This is a genomic window from Rhizobium herbae, from assembly GCF_019511375.1.
Taxonomy (GTDB): domain Bacteria; phylum Pseudomonadota; class Alphaproteobacteria; order Rhizobiales; family Rhizobiaceae; genus Pararhizobium; species Pararhizobium herbae_A.
This window is the reverse complement of sequence record NZ_JAEUAO010000002.1, coordinates 609,201-634,908: the sequence shown is the minus strand read 5'-3', so window position 1 is coordinate 634,908 and position 25,708 is coordinate 609,201. Positions and strand designations below refer to the sequence as shown.

The following is a 25,708-nucleotide window of genomic DNA, read 5'->3' as shown; positions in this document are numbered from 1 at the left end:
TCTCGTCACGGAACACGCGGGCGGTACGGTCAGCACCGGCGAGAGCTCCAAAAATTCAGCAGTTTAATCAAGCAGATCGAACGCAGAAACGGCCGATGCTGCAGCCGCACTATGACCGTTCAAGCTTACCGGAAGCTGGTGACTTGCCCATCACATGCTGATCGACGAGATCGTAAATGGCATTGTCGTCGGCGGTGCGGTCCTCCAGCACGCGCGCATCCTTCATGTTCTCCTCCAGTCTGTCGCCCTTTGCCCGCTCCTTGAGCACGCGGGTTTCGTGGACCTGCTGGATACCGAGAAGCATCTGGTCCTTCTGTGCAAGGCGGCCCAGCTGCGAGGCATAGTGCCCCGAAAACATGGCATGCAGCGGACTTGCCGATCCCATGGCGTCAACGACGACATCGATGGTTTCGGCAAGATCGCGCCGCTGTCTGGCGGTTTCGGCCAGCTCGCCTTCCGCCATTTGCTCGAGGTGGCGCTGTACGGCAACAAGACGCTTCAATTTTTCCGACCGGCTTTTCATCGTCCAGCTAGCCTCCTTGCATGATCGGGGCGAAGCCGTCGGCGAACAGGCGCAGCATCGCGGCGATGCCGAGATAGAGAAGGAACATCCCGCCCATGATCAGATAGGGAAGCGAGATGAAGTAGAGCGGCATCTGCGGCGCCAGCTTGTTGACCATACCGATGGCGACGTTGAACAGGAGACCGTAGATGAGGAAAGGACTGGCCAGCCGCAGCATGATGTAGAACGTCGTTTCAAGGGCATTGGTCAGCGTGATCAGCACGCCCTGCGGGTCAAAGCCGACGCCGAGCGGCATCACCTTGTAGGAATCGACGATGCTCGACAGGATCACGTGGTGGAAATCCAGCATGAACAGGACCATGAGGCCAGCAAAGCTGATCAGGTTGGTGAGCTGGTTCTCGGCGGTGTCTTCCAGCACGTCGGCGGTCGGTGGCGCGTTGAAGCCGATCATCATGGTGATGACCGTTCCGGTGAACTGCAGGCCCAGCACATAGTAGCGCGCGATCAGACCGATGACGCCGCCAACCACCGTTTCGGTGGCGATAATATAGATGTAGGTGTGCCCCTTGCCGGAGATCTGCGGATAAATATCGTTCCACATGATCGGCAGCACCGCCATCGAGATCGCCACCGCGACGAAGAGACGTATCTGCACGGGGACGCGAGCGGTCGAAAATCCCGGCATGACCATGATGCAGGCGCCGATACGGCAGAATGCTGCAAAGAGCGCAAGCACCGTGCCTTCCGGATCGGAAATCATGAGATCGAGCCAATGATCTTGATCTCGAGACCCTTGGCAAGTTCGACGTGGCTAAGGACAGGCAATGTGGCGAACAGGCGCTCGATGATCATGCGCACATAAGAACGGGATTCGGGCGAACTTACCAGTACGAACGGCATGCCTCGATCGAGATGTTCACGGATAACCCTGGTCGCCTGCTCGCTGAACTCCTCCAGATGACGCGGATCAATGTCGAACTCGACGATTTCGCCCTTGGCGTCGCGCTTCAGCGCCTGGTGGAACACCATGTCCCATTTGTTGCCGAGGCGCAGAACGCGCAGCGTGCCATTGTCGGCGAGATCGCCGCAAAGCTGCTGCGACATCCGCACGCGCACATGCTCGACGATCTGCTCGGTCTTGCGCACATGCGGGGCGAGTTCGGCGACGGCTTCCAGGATCAGGTGCAGGTTGCGGATCGAGACGCGCTCGGCAAGCAGCAGCTTCAGCACTGCCTGCAGACCGGAGTAGGACATATGCGAGGAGCAGATTTCATCCGCCAGCTTGCGGTATTCCGGATCGAGCCGCTCGATCAGGATTTTCACGTCCTTGTAGGACAAAAGCTGCGGCAGGTTGTTACGGATCACTTCGGAGAGATGCGTCAGCACCACCGAGACGTTGTCGATCGGGTGGAAGCCTTCGCGCTTGAGGTCCTCGGTGAAGGTTTCGAGGATCGATACCGCCGGCATGCCGAATGCGGGTTCGCGGATATCGTCCCCGGGAATGCTCGGTTTGCGCCCGCCGCCTGTCACGACGATGACTTCGCCGACGCGAACCGTGTTTGAGGCGATCGTCGTGCCATGGATACGCACATGGTAGGCCTTGTCGGGAATGCTGATGTCGTCCGACACCTTGATTTCCGGCACGATCAGCCCGTACTGCCCGGCGAACTTGCGGCGCATCTTGCCGACGCGGAAGGCCAGTTCCTGATGGGCGCCGAGAAGACGGGTGGAGACCTGCTTGCCGAGCAGAAGCTCGATTTCGGCGGTCTTGAGAACCGACTTGACCGAGTCTTTCTCGCTATCCGTCTTCTGCTGGGCCGTCTGCTGCTCCTGCGCGCGCTTGAGCTTGCTGGCCGCTTCGAGCTGGCGCGGGATCATCCAGCCGAGGAAAGCCATTCCGCCGCCCAGGACGGCGAAGGGGATGAAGGGAAGACCCGGCATCATGGCGAGCAGCAGGATCAGGCCGGCCGCGACCATGAGCGCGCGCGGATAGCCACCCAACTGGTTGACGACCGCCTGGTCCGTCGATCCGGCCGTGCCGCCGCGCGAGACGAGCAGACCTGCGGCCAGCGACACGATCAATGCCGGAATCTGCGACACCAGGCCATCGCCAACCGAGAGCTTGACGAACACATCGGCGGCTTCGCCAATCGACATGCCATGTCTGGCATAGCCGATGATGATACCGCCGAAGACATTGATGGCGGTGATCAGCAAGCCGGCGATCGCGTCACCGCGCACGAATTTCGAAGCACCGTCCATCGAACCGAAGAAGGAGCTTTCCTCTTCCAGTTCACGCCGGCGGTGTTGGGCTTGCTTCTCGTCGATCAAACCTGCCGACAGGTCCGCGTCGATCGACATCTGCTTGCCGGGGATGGCGTCCAGGGTGAAGCGGGCGCCGACTTCCGCAATACGCGTCGCGCCCTTGGTGATGACGATGAAGTTCACGGTAATCAGGATCAGGAAGACGATCAGACCGATGACGAAGTCGCCGCCCATGACAAGCTGCGCAAAACCGGCAATGACGCCACCGGCTGCGTCGTGGCCTTCATGCCCATGCGAAAGGATGACGCGCGTCGTCGCGATGTTGAGCGACAGGCGGGTCATGGTGGAGATCAGCAGAATGACCGGAAAGGACGAGAAATCCAGCGGTCGCTGAATCCACAGCGCCACCATCAGGATCAGGACCGAAAATGCGATGGAGAACGCCAGACCGATGTCAATCAGAAAGGGAGGAATCGGCAGAAAGAGGATCGACAGGATCATCACGATGCCGAGCGCAAAGCCGATATCACGGCCCTTCGGTGCGACCTTCGGGATGACTAGAGCGGGAGGTGTCGCCATCGGAATTCCGTCTCTTCATGAGAGGCAGGCAGCATTCATAGCTGCCCATACTGGAAACAGGCGTAACGCGCCAAACTTGCGCGAAGATGTCATCGATAAATGAAAGTGCGCAACTGCACGATTCCGTAATTCGGAATCGATTTCAGTTTCAAAGAGCAGCCTTCGCGTCACGTTTGAGGCGCGGGGCTGCAGGTTCGTTGCCGGTCTTGCCGCAAGCGCGTCAGAAGCCGCTTTGGATGCGTGAGAACACTATATCGGTAAAGAGGGAAATCTGCGAACCGACAAAGGAAGCCGAAAGCGCAACCGTCACCAGAACGGCAAGGATTTTCGGCACGAAGGTCAAGGTCATTTCCTGCACCTGGGTCAGCGCTTGAATGAAAGCGATGACGACGCCGACCACCATGGCGGCGAGAACGGCGGGCCCGGAAGCGACGACGACCGTCCAGATCGCCGCCTGTACTATATCGAGGGCGTCCGCCTCATTCATCAGCTATCACTTAACGGTAACACCCGGCCCGACGGTAAGCTCCTTACCGGTATCGAGCACGGCGATGATTCCATCCGAATATAGCTTCACTTCCTTGACGACGCCAGTCGTCTTGCCGTCTGCGCTCGTCACCGTCTTGCCGATGACCGCGTTGGCTTCGCTGAGCGAGGTGCGCTGCAGCAGGCTTTCCAGGTTGGTATTGGTCTTGATCGTCTGCTCGACCTGCGAGAATGTGGCGAGCTGTGCGATCTGCTCGGACGAATCCATCGGCTCCGTCGGATCCTGGTTCTTCATCTGCGCGACGAGCAGCTTCAGGAAGCTGTCGTAGTTCAGGCTGGCCGAAGCCGCGTCCGCTGTCGAATTCGTCGTTGTGGACGAAGTGGTGGTTGTGGTCGACGTTACCCCGCTTACCGCCATGGTGCGATCTCCTTGCGAATCTGCTCGATCGTCGCAGGGGCGATTTCGTGGCTGTTGAGAATCCGGTCCTCGATGGCGTAGAGGCCGCGGATCGCCTTCAGAGCGTCGAAGGCGCGACCCTGCGTAACCATGCCGTCGATACGCTTGAGCTCGGACACCACGTCTTCGTTTTTGAAGCAATTCAGCAGCATGACGACCGACTTGCGGAACATGTTGGTCGATTGTTCGGCACCTTCGGGATTGATGAGGATCATCTGGGCGATGAAATAAAGCTGCTTCAGCGGTGTGGTGGCATCTTCCGGCTGCAGAACGTGGTTTTCGAGCAGGAATGTCACGTCATTGAGAAATTCGACAGCGACCTTACGGTCGACACGCAACACCGCCCCATTGACAAAGATCCGTTCGCCCGACTTCAGTGAGATACGCAGTGTGCTTTTCATTTGAGTCCATCCCTGATGATGGTTGTGATGTCTATGATGCCTTGGAAGTTGGAAGATTCGCGTTTGCGAATCTTTTCCGTTTCGCCCAGAATCCAGATGGCTATGGAAATAAGGTTGGCGCGCAATTCGTCGTTCAGTTGATTGTCCGACGCACGAAGATCCTCGATGAACCGGATCCAGACCCGCCGCGTGTAGTAAATCGCCTCGATGGCCTCCCTCGAATACCCTTTCTGCTGTTTTGCCGCTGCAAGCAGCGCAATAGAGCGGTCGAGCACCTGCCTTTCGCGATCCTTGGAGTCGGCGACGCCGTCCTCCATGATCTCGGCGTATGAAAACTGATACATTCAGACATCCTTCATGTTTGTCCTTGGTCCTCGCCGCGTCAGAGGAAATTGATCAAACTCAACTGCTGAAGCCGCGAGGTAAGCGTGTACGAGGTCTCAATCTGGGTCAGCAGCGTGTTCATGCGCGTCGACGCCTCGTAAGTATCAATCCCTTCGATATCCGTGATGTGGGTGTTGACCAGCTTGAGTTGGGACTCCAAGGAGGTATTCGCCTTCTTTAGGCGAGCCTCCGAAATACCGAGCGTGCTGCTCGTCTCGATGAGACCGGTTATGCTTTGCTGCACATAGTTCTGCGCGGCGGAGTTTATGGTGCTACGGACGTCCGACGATACGTCCGCGCCCAGCAGCTCGATGGTCATGACCGCGGCGAGAGCAAATTTGCGGACCCCGTCGGTGTTGACGTTCGTCGTGCTTTGAACCACCTCGTTGGCGCTGATGCGGCTCATGACGTTCTGGCTTGAAGCGTCCGACCAGTCCGTATCCCACTGAGCCCCGGTATACATCGGCTCCAGCGTGTTCTCGATGAAGTCGGTCATCTGCGCCGACGTAAAATCGCTCATCGTGGCGATGCCGTTGGTCGACATATAGGTCGATAGCGCCGCATCGAACGAAACCTTGGCCGGAGACGTGTCCGTATATTCGGTGAGCGGCTTGACGTCGGTATTGATCCCGGACATCAGGAATTCACCGTTGAACTGGACGTTGGCCGCGGCGGAGAACGAACTGAGCGCGCCGTTGATGTCCGTCTTGGCGATCGAGAGCCTCGTTGCGTCATCGTTGCCCAGGGTGGCGATCAGCGTCGTATTGATCTGCTCGGCCGCCGAGCGCATCGTCTGGAGCGACATCTGCGAAGCGGAGAGACGTTGCGTCACCACGGCGTTGGTGTCTTTAAGATTTTCCAGGCGCTCAAGCTCGTTCTTGAGGCTCACCGCGCGCGACATGCTCGATCCGAGCTCGACACCGCTGTCGGCGTACTTGCCGGTGGTGACTTCCTGCTGGAGCTTGAGCACTTCCAACTGGCCCTGCTGGATGGTCATCCGCATGGCGTTTTGAACTGCCAGGTTGGAAACGAAGGACGTTTTCATATCTATCTCACGCTATCCAGAAGTGTTGTCAGCATTTCATCGACCGTGCTGAGCAGCTTCGCCGATGCTTTGTAGGACTGCTCGAGGTCGAGCATCAGCGCGAGTTCCTCGTCAAGGCTGACGCCGGTCGCGTTGCTGAGCGCCTGTTGCGTCTGCGCCAACATGACAGATTTGTTTTCGTCCGCCGTCGTCGCGCTCTTGCGCAACTGCTCGAGCCAACCAATCGACGACGATGCGTAGGTCATGATCGTGGCGGTGCCACCGAGATCCGCGGCCGTGTCGAAGGACATCGGGGTATCCATTGCGACGATATAGCTGTCGAGCAGCTCGGTATAGCCCGAGCTTCCCGTCGGGTTGGAGCTTGCGCCACCATTGACGATACCATCCCTCAACGTGGTGGGATCGGCTTCGGCAGTTGGATTGACGGCCAGGCTGGAGGCTATTCCAGCGGTAATCGTACCGGCAGCCGGCACCGTGATGCCGGACCATACAAAAAGACCGGGGGCGCCATTTTCCTGGAACATCGTGACAAGACCACGCGCCATTTCGTCGAGTTGCGACTGAATCTTGGGCGCCAGATCGTCGCGCAATTGCAGGAGGCTCGCAAGCGTCCCTTCGGCGCTGGTGTTGCCCCCGCTTCCTGCCTTGATAGCAATGCCGTCGACGAGAATCGGATTTCCGGTCACAGTCGCATCATAGTTCGACGTCGGCGTGAACGTGACCTTGCGCGGGATCGTTTCGAACAGCACCGTTCCGTCAGCGGAATAGATGACGGTATCCATGTTGCTGCGGGTCACCGTCGAGATGCCGATTATCTCGGCCATCGACTTCAGAAGCTTGTCACGCTGGTCCAGCGCGTCGCTCGCATCCGCACCTGTCGCCAGCGCACCAACGATCTGGTTGTTGATCGTTTCGAACTTGGACAGAAGTTCATTGAGAGTCCCGACCTGCTCGAGAATCTCACTGTCGGCATCCGCACGGACTTCCTGTACGGCCGTAGCGCCCGTGCTGATGGAGTTTGCAAGGTCCTTCGCATCCGCAACCGTCGACGACGCAATGGTAATGTTGCCTGGCGAGGCAGCATAGGTCTGCAAGCTGCTTCGGAACGTTGCCAGATAACTGGACGGTGACGAGGGATACTCGTCGCCGCCAAAGACAGTCTGGATCGTCTGCAGCCCTTCGAGAAGACGGGACTGCGCCGATGACTGGGAAATGCTCGAGATGGTCTGCTTGAAAAGCGCGTCGTCCTGCGCCCGCTGGATGTTGACGTAGTACTGCCCTCCCGAATCCACGCCCATCATCGCCAGCCGGCGAACGTAGTCCCCGTTGCTGGAGTTGGCGATATTCTTCGACACGACGGCGGTTTGCTGCCCCGTGTTGGTGAATATCGTTTGGGCCGTGTTAATTGCGGAAGCGAGCGACATTGCGCAGTCCGTCCTTTATATGATCAACGCTTCAGGTTCACGAGGACGTCCAGCAGATCGGCGCCAGTCTGGAAGACTTTCGAGTTTGCCGTGTAGCTGCGCTGGGATTCGATCATCGACGTGAGTTCTTCGGCGATATCGACGTTCGAGCTTTCAAGCGCGCCCGAAATGATGTTGCCGAAATCGCCGGAACCGGCAAAGCCCGTGACGACGACGCCGGAATCGACGCCCTGAGAGTAGACGTTGCCCGATTGCGGCACGAGATTGTCAGGGCTCTGCACGTTCGCTAGTGCGATGCGATAGCGAGGCTCGAGCGTGTTGTTCTCGTATTGGACGTAAACGATGCCGTCATCGTCGATCTGAAATCCCGCAACCTTGCTCGGTGCGTTTCCATCGATCGTGCCGCCATCGGGATTGAACTTGTAGCCGAGCTGCGTTGTTTCGCTGAAGTCGATCGTCAGCGCGCCGAGATCGGCGCCCGTGCCTGGCAGGCCGGTAATGGCCGCCGTCGTCACCGTCGCCGGCGCCGTGGTCAGGGCGCCGGCTGCGTCGAAGGCCAAGGCCTGCGTGGCCAGCGAGGTGCCGCTGGTGCGATCGATGATTTCGAGCGACCATGCATTCGAACCGGTCTTTTCGTAGTTGAAATCGAGAATGCGGGTGTTGCCCTGGCTGTCGTAGACGACCAGCGATGTCGTCGAGATGTCGCCGACGGCATCGCCAGAATTGAGGTTGGCGCCCATCGATCCCGTCGTCGAGCCTGTCGCCACGAGGCCATCGGAGGCAAGATTGACCTTTGTCAAGCCATCGAAACCGTTGACCACCACGGTCGGGTCAGCGCCGTTGCCGTATTCGTAGCCCATCAGGGTATAACCCGCGGCATTGACGAGATTACCGTCGCCGTCCTGCGTGAACGCACCGGCACGGGTAAGGAACTCCTGACCATTGGCGCTTTGAACAATGAAGAAGCCGCCGCCGTCGATCGCCAGGTCGGAGCCCGAGGTCGTGTAGGTCTTCGAGCCTTCCGACGAGATATTATAGCGGACCTTGGTCTCGACGCCGCCGGAATTGTAGGAGCCGTTGGACGTCGGCAGGATCATCGACGAGAACTCGGTCGAAGCCCGCTTGTAGCCGGTGGTATTGGCATTGGCGATGTTCTCGGCGACCGTGCCCAGGCGGTTTGCCTGAGCATTCATTCCGGAACCGCCGGTTCTCATCATTCCGTAAAGACTCATGTCCGATCCTCGTTTTCGTCGTTATGGCAACTCTAGGAAGCGGGCCTTGCGTGAACCTGTCTTGGTAGGCCGGATCGGACGCTGCCGCATCCGAAACCGCCGGCACGAGATCGTCAGTTCCAGTCGATGCAGTATCCGAGGAAACGCTTGGAATCGATCGGATCGAAACCGAGCTTCTTGCGCAGCTTCTTGCGCAGCTTGCTGATGTGGCTTTCCACGACGTTCTCTTCGACATCCTCATCGAAGATGCCGTAGATCGCGTTGAAGATCTGGGTCTTGGACACGCGCCGGCCGCGGTTTGAGACCAGATATTCGAGAATGCGGCGCTCGCGGCGCGGCAGGGGGAACACGTCGCCATGCACTTCCGGGTCCCGGCCATCGGAGAAGACCCGGATCGGGCCGATGTCGGTGTAATTCGCCAAGGCCTTCAGGCGGCGGCGGATGGCCGCTGCGCGGGCAAGGATTTCCCGGGGGTGAACCGGCTTTCGCACCACGTCGTCGACGCCGCAGTCGAAGAACGCCAGCGTTGTCTCCAGCGAGGGAGAATCGCTGATGGCGATCACCGGAGCCGAAGACCGGTCCCGGATGGCGCGGGGCAGGCTCATCGCCTTCTCGCCCTGGCCGATCAGAAACGCCTCGACGGCATCGATATCGGTGTCTGCCGCTGTTGAAACCCAGTCGCCAAAGTCGCTTGGATGGAACCCGGTGGAGGGCACGCCCTCCCGGCCAAACAAGGAAGTATATCCGTCTTTCACGAGCTCACGCTCATCAACCACTACGATCATTCGTCCGCCTCCGAATCAGTATGGTGCCTCGATGGCACAAGAGATACGAATCGGCGGATTCATGAACAACTATGGGAACTTACTGGCGGAAATTAACAGTAGATTAAGATTTCTGTACCGATTTGATCTATATGTAGTACGTGCATCAAAATGAGCCACTAAAATTCATGTGGAAACGTTAACGCTTCGTTAAGAAAGTGTTTGCAGTCATTTTTCCACCGCAATGTTGACGCAATCGCACAGGGCGGAAAAAGATGCCGATAAATATCGTTAAAGTTGCGTTATCGGCAAAAGTTCGACGCGTTTGCGGTCCACTTTCCATAGCCCGTCGCCACCAGATTGGCGATCACGCGGCAGACATATTTCTTCTGCGCAGGGTCGTTGTTGGGGCCGGCATGATACCGGGCAACGGCCATTGTCCAGGTCTCGTGCCTGGCATGCAGATTGGCCAGGAAGCCGGCGGCGTATTCGACGTTCTTCCTCGGGTCCAGCATCTCGCTCGGCGAGGCAAAATTCTCGCCGTGGAAATGGTAGTTGATCTGCATGCAGCCGAGGTCGATCAGCTTGGCTCCCTGCCCACGAGCCTCGGCAAATCGCTGAAGCACCTCCTGGGCGCTGTTGGCGAAGTAAGCCTTGCCCTCGATGTTCATGGCATAAGGCTGGAGCGATCCCTTACGGCCGGTTTCCGTGAGACCGACGGAATAGAGGATGCCCGCCGGAATCTGATACTTCGCCGCCGCCGCCGTGATCTCGCTCTCGCAAACGCCTGTATCGGCATAAGCGCTACATATAGACGTCACCAGTCCGGCCAGGCTCAGCACCAGAAGACGCATCGCTCGTGCCTTCATTCCTCGTCCACCTTCCGCGGTCCTGCGGCTCGCTGCCGTTTTCATTGTTCTGGCGCCGCCCCTCGGCCGGGCCGTCGCCCGCCGTTTCGCGGCCCTGCTGACTCGTCTGATTTTGTGCTTGCTGCTGTGTATCGTTGGCGCCGGACCTGTCCGGGCTATTGAAGACAACGCTGACCTGATCCACCGCGAACCCCAGCGCGCGCAGGGCTTTTACCATCGCATCCTGATCGTCGCTGAGCTGCCGGAAGGCGTCGCCGGTTTCCACCTTCAACTCGACCTGCAATTCCTCATCCTTGAGCCGCAACGTGGCCGTCACGGTGCCCAGATCGATCGGATGCATCTGAATCTTCAGCGTGTTGAGAACCTTGCCGGTAGAACCCTCGGTCAGCGGCTCCGAAGCCTCCGTGCTCGATTGCAAGGAGTTCACCCATTCTGGATTGCTGGCGATCTGGCTTGTGATCGTCGATGCATTGCTGGTGGGCGCAAGTCCGAGATAGCGGCGCGCTTCAAGCACAGTCACGGCTTCGACCTTGGTGGCTGTCGTCGATGCGCCGCCACCTGCCTTGTCCTCATCCGACGCCACGTTCATCGAGACAGCCTGACCCTTGCCGTCCGCCCGGGTGAACCGGAATATCCGATCGGACCCTGCCTCGGTAGCACTCTGAACGGCGTTGGCGTCAGCCTCCGGGCGGATCGACCCTTTCGCCCCAGCGGTATACTCCCAAGTCTTCGCCTTACCGGCGCTGTCGGCCAGCGCCTGGAACTCGGACAGCACCGGGGGCGTGACTGCTTGCGCCATCGTGCCGACGTCTGCGGACGCCTGGGTGGCGCCGAGGAGCGCCAGCAGATGGCTGACATCGGCGGGCGCCGTTGCCGCACCGGCGGTATCGGGCGACGGCAATGCTTCGTCCGATGTCGTCGCGTTGGCATCGCTGTGTTTCGAGAGGTGCGCCTTCGGATCCTTCAAGAGCACGTTCAACTTTTCGCCTGCCTGCTCATCGAGAATCTGGCCGGCACCGGCGGTCGCCTCCGTGCCGAGATCGGCAAGCTCGATCGGCGCCCGGAGGCCGCCTTTGCCATCGGAAGGCGTCAAATTGGACTTCTGGCGGTGAGCCTCCTGTTCGACGGTGGCCTCTTCCCCGATCTGCGGCATCAGCATCGGCTTCGCTGCTGCGCGCAAGGCGGCATTGGTGCTTCTGTCATCCGCTGCACCAGGCAGGGATAGCGGACTGTCCTGATCCGTCACGGCGGCGTCGCCGCTGGCTACGATGTCGGTCGCAGCATCAGTGGTCCTTGGGTTCCGCAACGCCACGAAGGTCGCCTGCGTGCCGCCGTCCGTTGCCGCCTTCCCGCTGATCGAAATCGTCGGCTGTTTCTTCTTGCCCGCATCGGCGAACGCATTTTCGAAGGCCGAACGCTGGCTGGCAGCGTCCGCTTCCTTTTGCTTGCCGGTGGAATTGGCTGAACGTATCGGGCCCGCGCCCAGAAGGCTGTCGTCCACAAATGTCATTTCTCGTCTTCCCCCTTCAGGAGAGAATCGATCTCGTCGAGTTTCGAACGACCGGTGCTCAGAAAAGCATCGAGAACCGGATCAGGCGGGCTCGTTTCTGACGCCGCCACCTGTTGCTGCGTCCTATTCGATTGCGTCTCGCGCACCGCGGCGGCGGGCGCCGTTGCAAACGGGCTTTCGCCGCTGCCCGTCTCCGGTTCGCCCTGCCCTTCAGTGGTTGCGGGGGAGATATTAGCAACGGACGCTTGCGTCAGGCTGTCTGGGTCGGGCGCGCGCAACACTTCGCTGGCAACGACCGTCGCTGCCTGGCGCAGCGCGCGATCACGCGGAGAGAGCTCTGCGTCGGGAATGGCACTGATGCCCTTCACTGCTTCGAGAATATCCTGGGACGGAACGCCGACGAGCCCGGAATAGAGATTGGCCAGCGTCTTTGGCCCCGCATCGGCGACATCCGAAAGCGATTGGGCACGTTCGGAGGCAAGTCTCGCCAGTTCCTGCATGCCGGCGATCGCCGCGCGCCGGGCAATGCGCAGATAGACCTCACGCTGCCGGGGCTTGTCCATGAAACCGAGAATTTCCTGGATCTTGCCCTCGGTCTGCGCACCGTAGTTGGCGACAGCCAGTTCGACGAAGAGATCTGCGAACTGGCTCGCATAGGGAGACGTCAAGAAGCGCCGCGCATAGGACAGCGAATAGGCAAAGCCCTTGTCCGGCATGTGGCCGCGGGTCGAAAGCGCGATCGACCGGCGCAAGGCGGCTTCCTCGATATTCGTGCCGGGTGCCGTCAATCTTGCCCAATCATAGTATTTCAGCGAGGCGGCAGGATCCTGCTGCGCGCTGCCATTACCGAGAACCAGATAGAGGTAGGGACCGATGCGCGCATTTCGGTATTCCGCAATGGCCTTCTCGAGATTCTCGACCATCAGCTCGCCCTTGCCGGCCAGGTAATGGCTCAACGCATCGACAATGCGGTTGTCGAAATTTCCTTCGACGTCGCGGTCAGCGAGGTAGGACAGGGTTTCCGGATTGCCGCCGCTCATGGCATAGATGAAAGCAGCGTCTACGTTTCTAGGATTATCGAAAACGGAAGGCGCCGCAGATCGCAGACGCTTGTCGATCGCCCCGAGCATGAAACGCTGCATCTCGGCTGCCGAATGATCACCGAGAACGATCGAGTCCTGGATATATTGCAGCGACCGCAGCATCTTGTAGGGCGCCAGATCCTCCAAATCGCCGGCATGCGCGGCGAGGCCCGGAAGGACCCCGACGGAGCAGGCGCCGAAAAAGAGGGCGCGGATCGCCTTCAGCATCGCGATCAGCCCCGATCTGTCTGCAGGAGGATTTCGATGCGCCGGTTGGCCGGCGCCAGCGGATCCTTCGGAACCTGGAGGCGCTTGTCCGCGAAGCCGCTGATCTGGCTGACACGGCTTTCGGCCAGACCACCGCGAACGAGCATGTAATAGGCGCTCTGGGCACGATCGGACGAAAGCCGCCAATTGTCGTAGACGCCTTTCTTGAAAGGACGCCCGTCGGTATGGCCGCGGATGGCGATCGCGCCGGTGCGCGCGGACAGGAGCTTGCCGATCTTCTCCATGGCAATCACCATGTCTTTCTCGGGGACGGCCGAGCCAACACCGAACATCGGGGCATCGGCCTGTTCGCTGATCGTGACCAGCAGGCCTCCCTCGGTTGGCGTCACCAGCAGGCCTTCGGCAAGCTTGCCGGCTGCCCCGCCGATTTCCTTCTCGATCTCGGCCTTCAGGGCCTTGGCAGCATTGTCATCGGCCTTGGCCGCCGTAACCTGATCAGGCTGAGTGGCCTGATCCTTCGTCGCTGCGCCCGCCTGGCCTTCTCCGGCCGCGGCGGTCTCCTTCGACGCATCGGCCGACCCATCTCCGGCCTTGGCTTCCAGGCTGTCGCCACCTTTTTGCGCATTCTGCAATTCGACCTGCTTCGTCCAGAAATCCGGGTCGAACGGGTCACGATAGGCTTCGCCGCCTTGGGCTCCGGTAGCCGGGCCGGAGGTTGACGCGCCGCCATCTCCTTTGGCGCTGATATTGGCATTGCGGCCGGTTTCGTTGACGATTTCGGACATCACCGAATAGGGGTTCTCGAAGAAATCGGCATCGGAATATTGTGTTTCCTCGCCGGAAGTCGCCGTTAGGTCATCGCCGCTTTTCGCCGACCCACCGGTCTTGGTCTCCGTGCCGTTGACCTTTGACTTCATCTGGTCTTCTTCGCCCTTGGCGTCCTTGGCCGGCTGCTTGACGCCCTTTTCGGACGGCTTGGCATCGGTCAGCTGCACAGGGTTGAAATAGGAGGCAAGTGCTGCCTTGGTCTGCGGGTTGGCCGCATTGATAAGCCACATTACGAGAAAGAACGCCATCATCGCCGTCATGAAGTCTGCATAAGCGATTTTCCACGCGCCGCCATGATGGCCGTCGGGATTGCCGCCATGGCGCTTGACGACGATGATTTCGTTCTTGCCGTGGTGATGGCTTTCAGTCTCGCTCATGCCAGCACCTTCCTGACGGTATCCGCCCAGGCGGCCATTCGCGTCACCAGAATAGAATCGCCGAACTCGACCGAAAGGTCGATGTCAGCGGTTTCCTGGTGACGGAAGACCAGTGTTTCGTCATTGAGACGTTGCTTCAGCGCCTCGAACTGAGCCAGCGGCCCTTTCACTGTTATCTTCGCACCTTCACCGGCACCAACGGCATGGGCGATCATGCGCGCCAGGTCATCGACGGATTTGCGCAGCAGCACCTCCTCCATCACTGGCGCCAACACACGCGCCGTCTGGTCGGAAAGCATGGTCGCGAGTTGGGACGCCATGTCGGAGAAGCGATCGTAGATCATCGCCGCGATTTCATTGTCGCAGCGCACACGCAACGCCTCGAGCTCCGCCGCGTGGCGCTCGTTCAGGGCGGCGATTTCCGTTGCATGCAAGGAACGCTGCTCGGCTTCGGCTTCACGGCGCCCTTGCGCGAAGGCGTCGCGACGCTCTGCCTCGAGATCGACCTGCGGTGCGGCCTGCGGCTTCATTGCAAAAGCACCATCGGCGGGAAAGTCTTCGTCGAGGTCCGGGAAATATCGCGGCGGAACCATCTTGAGATCGACTTTTGGAGCACTGAAATCCTTGAGGTAACGGGAAATGGAAGCGCTCATCGGGTGCCTCCCGTGACACCGGTCGTCGTTTCGGCCACGGTCTGGCCAGCCCCCCGACTGGTTGCACGCGGCATTTGGCTAACGGGCTCGAAAGCAACAGACTGTGACACTTCCCGAATGTCTCCTTCAGGACCCCGCGGAACGGCAAAGCCGCGTGGCCCGAACATTTTCAATCCGTACCGGCTCGCCGCCCGAAGAATCGGGTGGCGCGGGCCGCATACAACGGCTGCACAATATTCATATTGCCTGGCAACCGAGATGAGGATGGTTGCGGTTGGAGACTACCCAGCCAAACTTGTGCGAAAATGTGGTCATGTAACCGGAGGTCCCGGCGATCGGTTTCAGTCAACGCGACTGGGAGATAGGGTGTTGGACCGCGCTTGGGCAATTAGCGCGGTCCAACCGTTTCCGCCCATGCCGATGACCGGCGGCACGGGGGAAATATATCGCCGCCGCTTCGCGAGACGGAAGCGGCGACAAACCCGGAAAACGAGGCCGCGCCTATGCCCACCGGCCCTGCGGCATCGCTTACTGCTGGAAGAGACGCAGGATGTTTTCGGAATTGGTATTGGCGATCGACAGGGCCTGGATGCCCAGTTGCTGCTGCGTCTGCAGAGCCTTGAGGCGGGTCGATTCCTCGTTCATGTCGGCATCGACGAGACGGCCGACACCCTTGTCGATCACGTCCATCAGGTTGGCAACGAAGTTTTCCTGCATGTCGATGCGGCTGGTAATGGCGCCGAGGGTCGATGCGGCATCGGTGAGGTTGCTGAGCATCTTGTCAACAGCGCTGATCATGCCTTCGATGTCGTCGTCCGGAGTCGCGGATGTCAGATCGATCAGCACCGAACCGGTCGGCGCGGTACCGCCGGCAGCCAGGACAAGGTGATAGGTCGCGTTGGCCGTACCGGTGCCGACAGCAGCGCCCTGCTCGACGGCAACGCCCTTGGTGAGCTGGCCGAGCGAGGAGTCCTGGGTGTCGATCAGGATCGATTCCGCCGTGTCGTAATCCAGTGTCGTGACGGAAACCGAACCGTTCGTCGAACGGTTGAAGGACGCCACAATCGACTTGATCCCCGCCGGTGTCGTCGTGTCATTGTAAAGCCAGTTTTCGCCAGAGAAAGATGCCGATTCGGCAGCGGATGCGAGCTGGTTCTTGAGTTCGTTAAGTTCCTTGTTGATCTTGGTCTTGTCGACGCCCGGTTCGCGCGCCGCAACGAGCTTTGCCTTGATCTCGGAGACGACTTCGATGGCCGAGCTCATGCCGGCATACGAGGTATCGACCTTGGCGGCGCCCAGCCCGAGCGCGTCCTGAACGGTCGACAGGGCAGCATTGTCCGAACGCATGGTGGTGGCGATCGACCAGTAGGCGGCGTTGTCCGCGGCGGTCTCGACGCGATAGCCGGAGGAAATGCGGCTCTGCACGTCTTCCATGTTCGTATTGATCGAACGCAACGTCTGGAGGGCGGCCATAGCCGCGGAATTGGTAAGGATGCTGGTCATTGGTCATTGCCCCAGTTCAAAAATTAAACGGAACATTCCGGATTGATGACCGGCAGCGACGGGACCAGCGTCATGCAAACTGCCCCATGTTTAGCCCAAGGACAGCCTGTCGCTCTTAACGAACACTTAACGGTCACATGGTTAACAAACACTTAACGTCGTTAGCAAGTAGGTAATCAAAATGAACGAAAATAAATCTGAATTGCCGAATGGTTAAGAATACGCCTGTCGCCGCGACGGAAAACGGAAAAACCGCGCCCCTTGCGAGACGCGGTCTGTGGGACTGGCGGCGGACATCCTGAGACGTCCGCCGGCATTGTCGTTTCCCTGTTCTGATTAACGGAAGAGCGAGAGGATGTTTTCCGAGTTGGAGTTGGCGATCGAGAGAGACTGGATGCCAAGCTGCTGCTGCGTCTGGAGCGCTTTAAGGCGCGTCGACTCTTCGTTCATGTCGGCATCGACGAGGCGGCCGACGCCCTTGTCGATCACATCCATCAGGTCGGCCATGAAGTCGTCCTGCATCGAGATACGGGTGTTGGTGGCGCCGAGGGTAGCGGCGGCATCGGTCAGGCTGGTCAGCATGGCGTCAACGGCGCTGATCATGCCTTCGACGTCATCGTCCGGGGTCGCTGCCGCCAGTGCGATCAGCACCGAACCGGTCGGAGCCGTACCGCCGGAGGCGAGAACGAGGTGGTAGGTGGCGTTGGCGGTACCGGTACCGACGGCAGCGCCTTGCTCGACGGTAACTGCCTTGGTGAGCTGACCGTTGGCAGAGTCCACGGTATCGATCAGAACCGAGGTCGAAGCGTCGAACTCGAGAACGCCGACCGCAACCGCGCCGTTGGCGCCGCGGGTGAACGAGCCGACCATTTCCTTGATGCCGAGGGCGGCGGCAGTTCCGGCGTCGCGGTAGAGCCAGTTTTCGCCGGAGAAGGAAGCCGACTGAGCGGTCGACACCAGCTGGTTCTTGAGCTCGGTGATTTCCTTGTTGATCTTCAGCTTGTCAACGCCCGGTTCGCGGGCAGCGACCAGCTTGGCCTTGATTTCGGAAACGACGTCGATGGCGTTGTCGAGGCCGGTATAGGCCGTGTCCGTCTTGGCAGCGCCGAGACCGAGAGCGTCCTGAACCGTGGAGAGCGCCTTGTTGTCCGACTTCATGGTCGTTGCGATCGACCAGTAGGCGGCGTTGTCGGCTGCGGTCTCGACGCGCAGGCCGGAGGAAACGCGACCCTGGGTCGTTTCCATGCCGTCGTTGATCGAACGCAGGGTGGAGAGTGCTGCCATTGCAGCCGAATTGGTGAGAATGCTCGTCATGGTAAACTGCCCCTTTTGAACAGGTGAAATGGAAGGGACATTCCGGTCGTTTTCCGGGAAACAGCAGCCAGCTTCATGCCTGCTAACGCGTTAAATTCCTTGGTTAACCCGCTGTTTCGATGGCCATAGGAAACACCAACATGGTTAAAGAAAACCTAAAGGCAGAAATTAATTTGGGCGGACACGAAAAAACCGCACCTCTTGCGAGATGCGGTTTTCGGTAGGTCGCGAAGCGGCCGTTTGGGGGGGATGGCCGCCGCGCGCCGTTTTTCGATTAACGGAACAGCGAGAGGATGTTCTGCGAGTCCGAGTTGGCGATAGACAGTGCCTGGATGCCGAGCTGCTGCTGCGTCTGGAGCGCTTTAAGGCGCGTCGACTCTTCGTTCATGTCGGCGTCGACGAGGCGACCGACGCCCTTGTCGATCACATCCATCAGGTCGGCCATGAATTCGTCCTGCATCGAGATGCGGGTGTTGGTGGCGCCGAGGGTAGCGGCGGCATCGGTCAGGCTGGTCAGCATCGCGTCAACGGCGCTGATCATGCCTTCGACGTCGGCGTCCGGGGTCGCTGCCGCCAGTGCGATCAGCACCGAACCGGTCGGAGCCGTACCGCCCGACGCGAGGACGAGGTGATAGGTGGCGTTGGCGGTACCGGTGCCGACAGCAGCGCCCTGCTCGACCGAAATTGCCTTGGTCAGCTGACCGTTGGCAGAGTCCACGGTATCGATCAGAACCGAGGTCGAAGCGTCGAATTCCAGAACGCCGACGGCAACCGCGCCGTTGGCGCCGCGGGTGAACGAGCCGACCATTTCCTTGGTGCCGAGGGCGGCAGCAGATCCGGCGTCGCGGTAGAGCCAGTTTTCACCCGAGAAGGAAGCCGAAGTTGCCGTCGAAACCAGCTGGTTCTTGAGCTCGGTGATTTCCTTATTGATCTTCAACTTGTCAACGCCCGGTTCGCGGGCAGCGACCAGCTTGGCCTTGATTTCAGAGACGACGTCGATGGCGGCGTTCAGGCCGGTATAGGCGGTATCCGTCTTGGCAGCGCCGAGACCGAGAGCGTCCTGAACCGTGGAAAGAGCCTTGTTGTCCGAACGCATGGTCGTTGCGATCGACCAGTAGGCAGCGTTGTCCGAAGCGTCGCCCACGCGCAGGCCGGAAGAAATACGGCCCTGGGTCGATTCCATGTCGGCGCTGATGGAGCGCAGCGTCGAGAGAGCTGCCATTGCAGAAGAGTTCGTCAGGATGCTTGTCATTGGGGTTGTCCCTCTAGATACAAAATACAGATTGGGGACATACCGGACTGTAAATACTTACCGGTGATGACGGCTCGGCATCATGCCACTCGGCCCCTGTTCGTCAGGCGGTCCAAATCCGTCATGTAAGGATAATGTCGCAGGGAAACATTGCGATTTGTTTAAACGCAGCCCTGAACTCAGCCCGCTCGGGGCTACAGACAGGTCAATTCAAATTGCAATTAACGCTTAAGATTCAAATATTTATCTTATCTCACCCAAGCGCACGCCTGGCGGAAAATTGACCGTCCGTTAACCACGCCAACGAGATCAGGTGAAGGACCGGACGAGGCTGCCGACAAGCAGGTTCCAGCCGTCGATCAGGACGAAGAAGAGGATCTTGAACGGCAGCGAGATCGACGTGGGCGGCAGCATCATCATGCCCATCGCCATGGTGATGGTCGCGACGATCAGGTCAATCACCAGGAACGGCAGCATGATCAGGAAGCCGATCTCGAACCCGCGCCTGATCTCCGAAATCATGAAGGCCGGTACGACAGCGCGAAGATCGACCTTGTTGTCGGCGACGACATTCTGGCCCTTTTCCCGGGCGATATCGATGAAGAGCTGCAGGTCCTTGTCACGCGTATTGGCGAGCATGAAGTCCCGGAAGGGTTCCGAGATGCGCGTCATCGCCTCGGTTTCATTGATCTGGTTCTGCAACAGCGGATTGATGCCGCTCTGCCAGGCGCGATCGAATGTCGGCGCCATGACGTAGAAAGTCATGAACAGCGCAAGGCTCACCATGATCATGTTCGAGGGTGTGGTGGCGAGACCCATGCCGGAACGCAGGATAGCGAACGCGATGACGAAGCGCGGAAAGCTCGTCACCATGATCAGGATGCCCGGCGCGACCGACAGGACAGTCAGAAGCCCGAACGTGCGGATGATCCAGGACGCGACAGAGCCGTCGACGGGTGTCCTCAGTATGTCGGCGGGAAAGCCTTGCGCGCCCGCGATGCCCGACATCGCCATCATGGCGGCTATGAATGCGATAGTGCGAATCATTGAATGACGAATGTCCTGAAGATGACATTGGTTACGCGCCCTTCGGAGCGAAGGTCAACCCGTTCTTCTATGTCATCCTTCAGATACTGAAATCCGCGCGGCCCCTGAATCTGCTGCAGCGAAACCGTCTTCATGTATGCGGCGATATCCTGATGGATCTGCTCGGCCATGGCGACGTCCGGCGTGCCTTTGAAAAGCAGCGCAACTTCGAGCCGGATCCAGTTTTCGGTGGGATAAGCGAGATTGGTGGTGATCGCGTCAAGCTGGACGACACCATTGGCCTCGGTCGCTATTCGCGGCAAGCCCTCGTCCGTCTTGCTGGTCTCTTCGCCCCCCTCGCCTACCTTGGCCTTCTTGTGGGCAACGGCGGCTTTTGCCTCCTCGACTATCTTGGCCTCTTCCACGCTTAGCGGCTTTGGGGCGAGAAAGCCGCCGACCAGCCAGCCGCCACCGCCTGCCAGCAGCGTCAGAACGACCAGGGCAACGAGGGTCATCATCTTCGATGACCGTTTGGCCGCGGCCGAAGCCGTGTCGAGATCTTCCATGTTCAAATCCATCTCGTTTCGTGCCGCGCGGACGCGGAGGGGACCCGTCAGATCGGCGAGACGATGTCCATGACCTGCTGGCCCCATGGCGGCTGCTGTACTTCGCTCAAACGGCCGCGGCCGCCATAGGAAATGCGTGCCTCGGCGATCTTGTCGTAGGAGATCATGTTGTTCGCATCGACGTCGTACGGCCGGACGATACCGGCGACGTTGAGGATGCGGATTTCGTGGTTGACGCGCACTTCCTGCGAACCGCTGATCAGAAGGTTACCGTTTTCAAGCACACCGGTGACGACGGCGGCAACGAGCAGAACCAGCTTTTCGGACCGTTCCGTCGTACCCTCGCCCTTCGTGCTGGTGTTCGAGCCGTAGTCGAGGCCGCCCTTCCAGCCGAAATCACTCGATTCGGACTGACCGTTGGCTCCGATGTTGAAGCCGCTGTCATTGGTGCGGCTGCGATCGGTCTTGTTGTCGAACGAAGCCTTGTCGTCGATACGGATATCGACCGTCAGGATGTCGCCGACCTTGAGAGCGCGGGCATCCTTGAACAGCGCCGCCTGATTGTCGCTCCAAAGCGAAAAACCGTTGGCAACGTGGCGCGGCTCCTTGGGATACATCGCCATCTGCGGCGTCTGCGCATATTGCAGGCCGCTGCCGATCGGGCTCATCGAAGGTGCCCTGCCGATTTCGTTGATGGTCTGGTTCTGGCATCCCGACAGCAGGCTGGCAGCGAGAAGGACCGAAAGCGGATATCTCATGACGGTTCCTTAGACGTTGTTGAATCGCTGGCGCTGGAGATGATGTTGGTGAGAACGGCCGCCTTGTCGCTGCTCATCTCACTGAGGATGAGGCTCGACTGGCGCGGCGGCAGCTTCATGACGATCGCCGCGGCAATGGCGGGATTGACCAGCTCGAGCTGTCCAGCCGCCGCATCCGCCTTCATGGTCTTGTAGATATCGACGAGACCAAGCTCGGCCTGCTTCAGGAAATCGTTACGGCGTTTCAGCCAGTCCTCGTATTCGGCCCGGCGCTCCTCGAGTTTGGCGATGCGCGCATCCACCTCGGCCTGGAGTTTTTCCAGGTCCTTCTTCTGCAAGAGGTAGCGCTGATCGCGTGCAGCGTCGGCAATATTGGTGCAGAACTGCTGGATTTCGTCGCCATTCGCGGGAAGGACTGTGGCCGGTGCTGCGACTTCCTGCGCGAAGGCGCCGGGCATGGCGAGCATCGTGCAGCCGGCCGCCAGCAGCATCAGGCGGCGGCGCAGGCTGTTTCGCTGAGCAGGGAGACTATGTGCCGTCATTGCAATACGAGCTCCGCCTGGAGGGCACCGGCCGTCTTGATGCCCTGGAGAATGGAAATGATGCCGTCCGGTTTCACGCCAATGCTGTTGAGCCCGGCAACGAGTGAACGCAGGTTCGAACCGTCGAGGATGGCAACGGTGCCGCCGTCCTGCGCCGCGTCGATGGTCGTATTCGGCTCGATCGCCGTTTCGCCGCGTGAAAAGTACTCCGGCTGCACGACGGTCGGCGTCTCGCTAACCTGAACCGTCAGCGTGCCGTAGCTGACGGCAACCTTGTTGATCCGCACATCCTGTCCGATCACGATCGTCCCGGTACGCTCGTTGATGACGACGCGCGCGGGCACGTCGGTCTCGATGACGAGGTTTTCGATATCGGCCATCAGGCGGGAGAGATCCGCCATCTTCGGCTTGTCGATGATGACAGTCTGGGAATCCTGCGCCTGAGCGATGTTGCCGCCGAACTGGCTCTTGCTGTAGCGGTTGATTGCTGCAGCCATGCCGACGGCGGTGGAGAAATCAGGGTTTCTCAGCTGAAGGACGAGGTTGAACGCGTCCTTGAACTTCGCCGGCAGTTCCCGCTCGATGATGGCGCCGTTCGGGACGCGGCCTGACGTGGTGACACCTTGCGTCACGGAGGCGGCATCGCCCTGTGCATTGAACCCCGTGACGACGACCGACCCTTGCGCTACCGCATAGATTTGGCCGTCAGCTCCGGAAAGCGAGGTCATCACCAGCGTACCGCCGCGAAGCGAGGTGGAATCGCCGAGCGAGCCGACGGTCACATCGATGCGGCTGCCGGCGCTCGCGAACGGCGGCAGATTGGCAGTCACCAGAACCGCGGCGATGTTCTTCGCGCGGGATTCATCGTCCTCTGTCGAAATACCGAGGTTCTGCAGCATGGCGCGCAGCGATTGCGCCGTGAACGGCGAGGACCGCAGGCTGTCGCCGGTTCCCTGAAGGCCGACGACGAGGCCGTAGCCGATCAACTGGTTGTCGCGCCCCGACTGCACCGAGGCGACGTCCTTGATCCGCGAGGCAGCCTCAACCGGTGTGATCGCCGTTGCGATGACCGCGATAAACGCCAGGCACCATTTGCCGAAACGAAAGATCATTTTGCCACCACATGAATTGTTCCGTCTTTCATCACCGTTCCGGAAACGATGACGCCGGAATCCGTGTTGCGAACCCGAATCAGATCGCCGACTGCGGCATTCTCCAACGGGGAGCCACCAGCCGTTATCGTCAGGGGTCCATTGGTAAAGACGATCCGTACCGCCTTGCCGCGCTCGACCGTATAGGGATCGCGCAGGCCCGACATGAGAATGACCCGTCCCGCGAGCAGCGTCCGGCTGGTTACCTTGCCCGTCACCTGCTCGGTCGACGTCGCATAGTCGCCCGTGAGCGCAGGGTTGGTCACCTCGACCTCTTCGAGACGGCTGGCTTCGATGATTTCGCCGGGATAGATCGTCTGGGTGGGAATGACCGCCATGCGCTCTTCGGCATGCGCCAGACCCGGAGACATTGTCCAGACGCAAACAGAGCCTGTCACGGCCAGCGCCCGCAGAAGAAATCCTCCGCGGGTGGCATGAGCTGTCACAATAGATGTCTTGGCAGTCCGGCGAAACATCATGTTTGCCATTCCCTCTGTTATCTCAGGTTCTTGCTGACCGTCGCAGCCATTTCGTCGGCGGCCTGGATGATCTTCGAATTCATTTCGTAGGCGCGCTGGGCGGAGATCAGGTCGGTGATTTCCTTGACCGGGTCGACGTTCGACGCTTCGAGGTACTTCTGTTTGATCTGCGCGTAGCCCGGGTCGGCCGGCGTGCCGATCACCGGCTCGCCGGAAGCCGGCGTCTGCTTGAAGAGATTGTCGCCCTGCGGCTCAAGACCCGCCTCGTTGACGAAGTTTGCGATCGTCAGCTGGCCGATTTCCTGCGGCACGGTGTCGTTGCCGATGCGGACCGTCACCTGGCCGGACGAACTGACCGTGATCTCGCTCGCATTCTGCGGCACGGTGATTTCCGGAATCACCGTGTAGCCGTCGATAGTGACGAGTTGGCCGTCGGCATTCGTGTTGAAGGCGCCGGCTCGGGTGTAGGCCGTCTCGCCGTCCGGTGTTTCGATCTGGAACCAGCCGCGGCCGATCAACGCCAGGTCGAGGTCGTTGCCGGTGCTAACCAAACTGCCCTGCAAATGCAGGTTTCGCACGGCAGACGTCTGGACGCCGAGACCGATGTTGGCGCCTTCGGGCACGATCGCCTGGTTGGCGCGGTTCGGTACGCCCTGGGCGCGCTCGGTCTGGTAGAGAAGGTCGGAGAACTCCGCCCGCGCGCGCTTGTAACCGGTGGTGTTGATGTTCGCGATATTGTTTGCGATCACTTCCAGGTTCAGCTGCTGGGCGTTCATGCCGGTCGCGGCGATCGAGAGAGCCTTCATTATCTTAATCCTTTAAATCGGCATGCGTGCGATTTCGAGATAGGCGCTGACCACCTTGTCGCGGATGGCGATGGCGGTCTGCAGCGACTGCTCGGCGCTCATGACGGAATCGATGACTTCGCGCGTGTTGGCTTCGCCCCGAAGGCCCTGGATGGAAGCCACTTCGGACTGCTTGAGGCTGTTGGTCATCTCGGCCGCCATGCTGCCCATGACATCTGCAAAGCTCTGCGAGCTGCCGGCCGCGGCCACGCCGCCGAGGGCGTTTTGCGCCGATGAGGCGCTCGATGTGCTGGTGATATCCTTGACGGTCGAAATTGCCGCGCTGATGGTCTCAATTGCATTGATCATTATTGCGAAGCCCTCAGGAGGTCGATTGTTGCGGAGATCAGGTCGCGCGCCTGCTTCGTGGTCTGGAGGTTGGCTTCATAGGCGCGGTTCGCTTCCCGCATGTCGGCCATTTCGATCAGCACGTTGACGTTCGGCAGCTTGACCATGCCCTTGTCGTCGGCAGCCGGATTGCCCGGATCGAACTCGATGGTGAAATCGGAATCGTCCGTTCCAAGGCGCTGGACCTCGACGGTGGAGGCGCCGCTGGCGCGATCGATTTCCGCTGCAAAACTGACGGTCTTGCGCCGATAGGGATCGGTTCCCGGCGCGTCCCCGGTCGAGCGGGCATTGGCGATATTTTCCGAAACGATGCGCAGTCGCGTCGATTCCGCCGTCAGACCCGAGGCTGAAACTTTGAGAGCTGAAACCAGAGGATCCATCGCGCTTATTTCCGTACCGTCATGAGCATCATCCGGTGAAACGCCTTTACGAGCCCGGTGTTGAGCTCGTAGTCGCGCTTGACCTCACCGGTCTTCATCAGTTCCTGTTCCAGCTGCACGCTGTTGCCCGACTGCTGGACTTCCGCATCGCTGATCAAGCTGGTCTCCGTCACCTGGGCGGCGGTGCTTCCATCGGTGAAGTGGGCGGGATTGGTGGCTGCCATCTGAAAACCGGTTTCCTGCAGCACGCTTTCGAACGGTTTGACGTCCTTGGCGGCGTAGTGCGGCGTATTGGCGTTGGCGATGTTGCCGGCGACGACGTTCTGGCGGACCGCCAGCCATTGCGCCTGTCGCGACGCGAGATCAAAAAGCTGTATAGGTTGCATCATGCGACTCCATGCTTGTTGATGGAGAACCTATGCAAGCAATCTTGCGTG

Annotated in this window: 29 protein-coding genes; all 29 read right to left on the bottom strand. The window is 59.8% G+C overall.

Annotated features, from left to right (window positions below; all coding sequences use genetic code 11):
- Positions 1-109: 109 nt before the first annotated feature.
- The gene (locus tag JNB71_RS10280) at positions 110-523 is read right to left on the bottom strand and encodes a hypothetical protein (protein ID WP_220371699.1); all 414 of its coding nucleotides are present in this window, start codon (positions 521-523) and stop codon (positions 110-112) included.
- 7 nt (positions 524-530) lie between these two features.
- Positions 531-1,283 carry a flagellar biosynthetic protein FliR gene (gene fliR, locus JNB71_RS10275; RefSeq protein ID WP_220371698.1) on the bottom strand — a complete coding sequence of 251 codons (753 nt, stop codon included), beginning with the start codon at positions 1,281-1,283 and terminating at the stop codon, positions 531-533.
- Positions 1,280-3,367: a flagellar biosynthesis protein FlhA gene (gene flhA, locus JNB71_RS10270; protein ID WP_220371697.1), complete on the bottom strand. Its 2,088-nt coding sequence runs from the start codon at positions 3,365-3,367 to the stop codon at positions 1,280-1,282. The genes fliR and flhA overlap by 4 nt, the downstream gene beginning before the upstream one ends.
- A 220-nt stretch (positions 3,368-3,587) precedes the next feature.
- On the bottom strand, positions 3,588-3,854 hold the full coding sequence (gene fliQ, locus JNB71_RS10265; RefSeq protein ID WP_018324196.1) for a flagellar biosynthesis protein FliQ: 267 nt from the start codon (positions 3,852-3,854) through the stop codon (positions 3,588-3,590).
- 6 nt (positions 3,855-3,860) lie between these two features.
- Positions 3,861-4,271: a flagellar hook assembly protein FlgD gene (gene flgD / locus JNB71_RS10260; RefSeq protein ID WP_220371696.1), complete on the bottom strand. Its 411-nt coding sequence runs from the start codon at positions 4,269-4,271 to the stop codon at positions 3,861-3,863.
- Positions 4,262-4,711, bottom strand: coding sequence for a flagellar biosynthesis repressor FlbT (gene flbT / locus JNB71_RS10255; protein WP_018324194.1), 450 nt, complete (start codon positions 4,709-4,711; stop codon positions 4,262-4,264). Before flbT ends, flgD begins: the two co-directional genes overlap by 10 nt.
- Entirely contained in the window at positions 4,708-5,055 is a 348-nt protein-coding gene (gene flaF / locus JNB71_RS10250; protein WP_018324193.1) for a flagellar biosynthesis regulator FlaF, read from the bottom strand. The genes flbT and flaF overlap by 4 nt, the downstream gene beginning before the upstream one ends.
- Positions 5,056-5,093: 38 nt before the next feature.
- Positions 5,094-6,140 (bottom strand): flagellar hook-associated family protein, encoded by a 1,047-nt coding sequence (locus JNB71_RS10245; protein ID WP_220371695.1) that lies wholly within the window; start codon positions 6,138-6,140, stop codon positions 5,094-5,096.
- A 2-nt stretch (positions 6,141-6,142) separates the two neighbouring features.
- Positions 6,143-7,564 carry a flagellar hook-associated protein FlgK gene (gene flgK, locus JNB71_RS10240; protein ID WP_220371694.1) on the bottom strand — a complete coding sequence of 474 codons (1,422 nt, stop codon included), beginning with the start codon at positions 7,562-7,564 and terminating at the stop codon, positions 6,143-6,145.
- A 23-nt stretch (positions 7,565-7,587) separates the two neighbouring features.
- On the bottom strand, positions 7,588-8,796 hold the full coding sequence (locus JNB71_RS10235; RefSeq protein WP_220371693.1) for a flagellar hook protein FlgE: 1,209 nt from the start codon (positions 8,794-8,796) through the stop codon (positions 7,588-7,590).
- 113 nt (positions 8,797-8,909) lie between these two features.
- Positions 8,910-9,581, bottom strand: coding sequence for a transcriptional activator Rem (rem, locus tag JNB71_RS10230; RefSeq protein ID WP_018324189.1), 672 nt, complete (start codon positions 9,579-9,581; stop codon positions 8,910-8,912).
- Between the two features lie 281 nt (positions 9,582-9,862).
- Positions 9,863-10,414 (bottom strand): transglycosylase SLT domain-containing protein, encoded by a 552-nt coding sequence (locus JNB71_RS10225; RefSeq protein WP_220372238.1) that lies wholly within the window; start codon positions 10,412-10,414, stop codon positions 9,863-9,865.
- Complete coding sequence (locus JNB71_RS10220) at positions 10,365-11,939, bottom strand: flagellar hook-length control protein FliK (protein ID WP_223215811.1); 1,575 nt, start codon at positions 11,937-11,939, stop codon at positions 10,365-10,367. The genes JNB71_RS10225 and JNB71_RS10220 overlap by 50 nt, the downstream gene beginning before the upstream one ends.
- Positions 11,936-13,249 carry a chemotaxis protein MotC gene (gene motC / locus JNB71_RS10215; RefSeq protein ID WP_220371692.1) on the bottom strand — a complete coding sequence of 438 codons (1,314 nt, stop codon included), beginning with the start codon at positions 13,247-13,249 and terminating at the stop codon, positions 11,936-11,938. Before motC ends, JNB71_RS10220 begins: the two co-directional genes overlap by 4 nt.
- 5 nt (positions 13,250-13,254) lie before the next feature.
- Complete coding sequence (locus JNB71_RS10210) at positions 13,255-14,454, bottom strand: MotB family protein (RefSeq protein ID WP_220371691.1); 1,200 nt, start codon at positions 14,452-14,454, stop codon at positions 13,255-13,257.
- Positions 14,451-15,107: a hypothetical protein gene (locus tag JNB71_RS10205; protein ID WP_220371690.1), complete on the bottom strand. Its 657-nt coding sequence runs from the start codon at positions 15,105-15,107 to the stop codon at positions 14,451-14,453. Before JNB71_RS10205 ends, JNB71_RS10210 begins: the two co-directional genes overlap by 4 nt.
- Before the next feature lie 528 nt (positions 15,108-15,635).
- A complete protein-coding gene (locus tag JNB71_RS10200) occupies positions 15,636-16,610 on the bottom strand; it encodes a flagellin (RefSeq protein ID WP_220371689.1) in 975 nt (324 codons plus the stop codon).
- A 336-nt stretch (positions 16,611-16,946) separates the two neighbouring features.
- Positions 16,947-17,924, bottom strand: a complete 978-nt coding sequence (locus JNB71_RS10195; protein WP_220371688.1) for a flagellin — start codon at positions 17,922-17,924, stop codon at positions 16,947-16,949.
- A 274-nt stretch (positions 17,925-18,198) separates the two neighbouring features.
- Positions 18,199-19,176, bottom strand: a complete 978-nt coding sequence (locus tag JNB71_RS10190) for a flagellin (RefSeq protein WP_220371687.1) — start codon at positions 19,174-19,176, stop codon at positions 18,199-18,201.
- Positions 19,177-19,485: 309 nt separating this feature from the next.
- On the bottom strand, positions 19,486-20,223 hold the full coding sequence (gene fliP / locus JNB71_RS10185) for a flagellar type III secretion system pore protein FliP (RefSeq protein ID WP_220371686.1): 738 nt from the start codon (positions 20,221-20,223) through the stop codon (positions 19,486-19,488).
- Positions 20,220-20,768: a flagellar basal body-associated FliL family protein gene (locus JNB71_RS10180; protein WP_220371685.1), complete on the bottom strand. Its 549-nt coding sequence runs from the start codon at positions 20,766-20,768 to the stop codon at positions 20,220-20,222. Before JNB71_RS10180 ends, fliP begins: the two co-directional genes overlap by 4 nt.
- A gap of 47 nt (positions 20,769-20,815) precedes the next feature.
- On the bottom strand, positions 20,816-21,526 hold the full coding sequence (gene flgH, locus JNB71_RS10175) for a flagellar basal body L-ring protein FlgH (RefSeq protein WP_112851432.1): 711 nt from the start codon (positions 21,524-21,526) through the stop codon (positions 20,816-20,818).
- Complete coding sequence (locus tag JNB71_RS10170; protein ID WP_223215831.1) at positions 21,523-22,017, bottom strand: MotE family protein; 495 nt, start codon at positions 22,015-22,017, stop codon at positions 21,523-21,525. The genes flgH and JNB71_RS10170 overlap by 4 nt, the downstream gene beginning before the upstream one ends.
- 47 nt (positions 22,018-22,064) lie before the next feature.
- Positions 22,065-23,180, bottom strand: coding sequence for a flagellar basal body P-ring protein FlgI (locus JNB71_RS10165; protein WP_220371683.1), 1,116 nt, complete (start codon positions 23,178-23,180; stop codon positions 22,065-22,067).
- Positions 23,177-23,698, bottom strand: a complete 522-nt coding sequence (gene flgA / locus JNB71_RS10160; protein ID WP_220371682.1) for a flagellar basal body P-ring formation chaperone FlgA — start codon at positions 23,696-23,698, stop codon at positions 23,177-23,179. Before flgA ends, JNB71_RS10165 begins: the two co-directional genes overlap by 4 nt.
- 17 nt (positions 23,699-23,715) lie before the next feature.
- Positions 23,716-24,504, bottom strand: a complete 789-nt coding sequence (gene flgG / locus JNB71_RS10155; protein ID WP_018324173.1) for a flagellar basal-body rod protein FlgG — start codon at positions 24,502-24,504, stop codon at positions 23,716-23,718.
- 12 nt (positions 24,505-24,516) lie between these two features.
- Complete coding sequence (locus JNB71_RS10150; RefSeq protein WP_220371681.1) at positions 24,517-24,852, bottom strand: flagellar hook-basal body complex protein FliE; 336 nt, start codon at positions 24,850-24,852, stop codon at positions 24,517-24,519.
- Positions 24,852-25,271, bottom strand: coding sequence for a flagellar basal body rod protein FlgC (gene flgC, locus JNB71_RS10145; protein WP_220371680.1), 420 nt, complete (start codon positions 25,269-25,271; stop codon positions 24,852-24,854). The genes JNB71_RS10150 and flgC overlap by 1 nt, the downstream gene beginning before the upstream one ends.
- Positions 25,272-25,276: 5 nt before the next feature.
- Positions 25,277-25,657, bottom strand: a complete 381-nt coding sequence (gene flgB / locus JNB71_RS10140; protein ID WP_037120351.1) for a flagellar basal body rod protein FlgB — start codon at positions 25,655-25,657, stop codon at positions 25,277-25,279.
- Between the last annotated feature and the right edge of the window lie 51 nt (positions 25,658-25,708).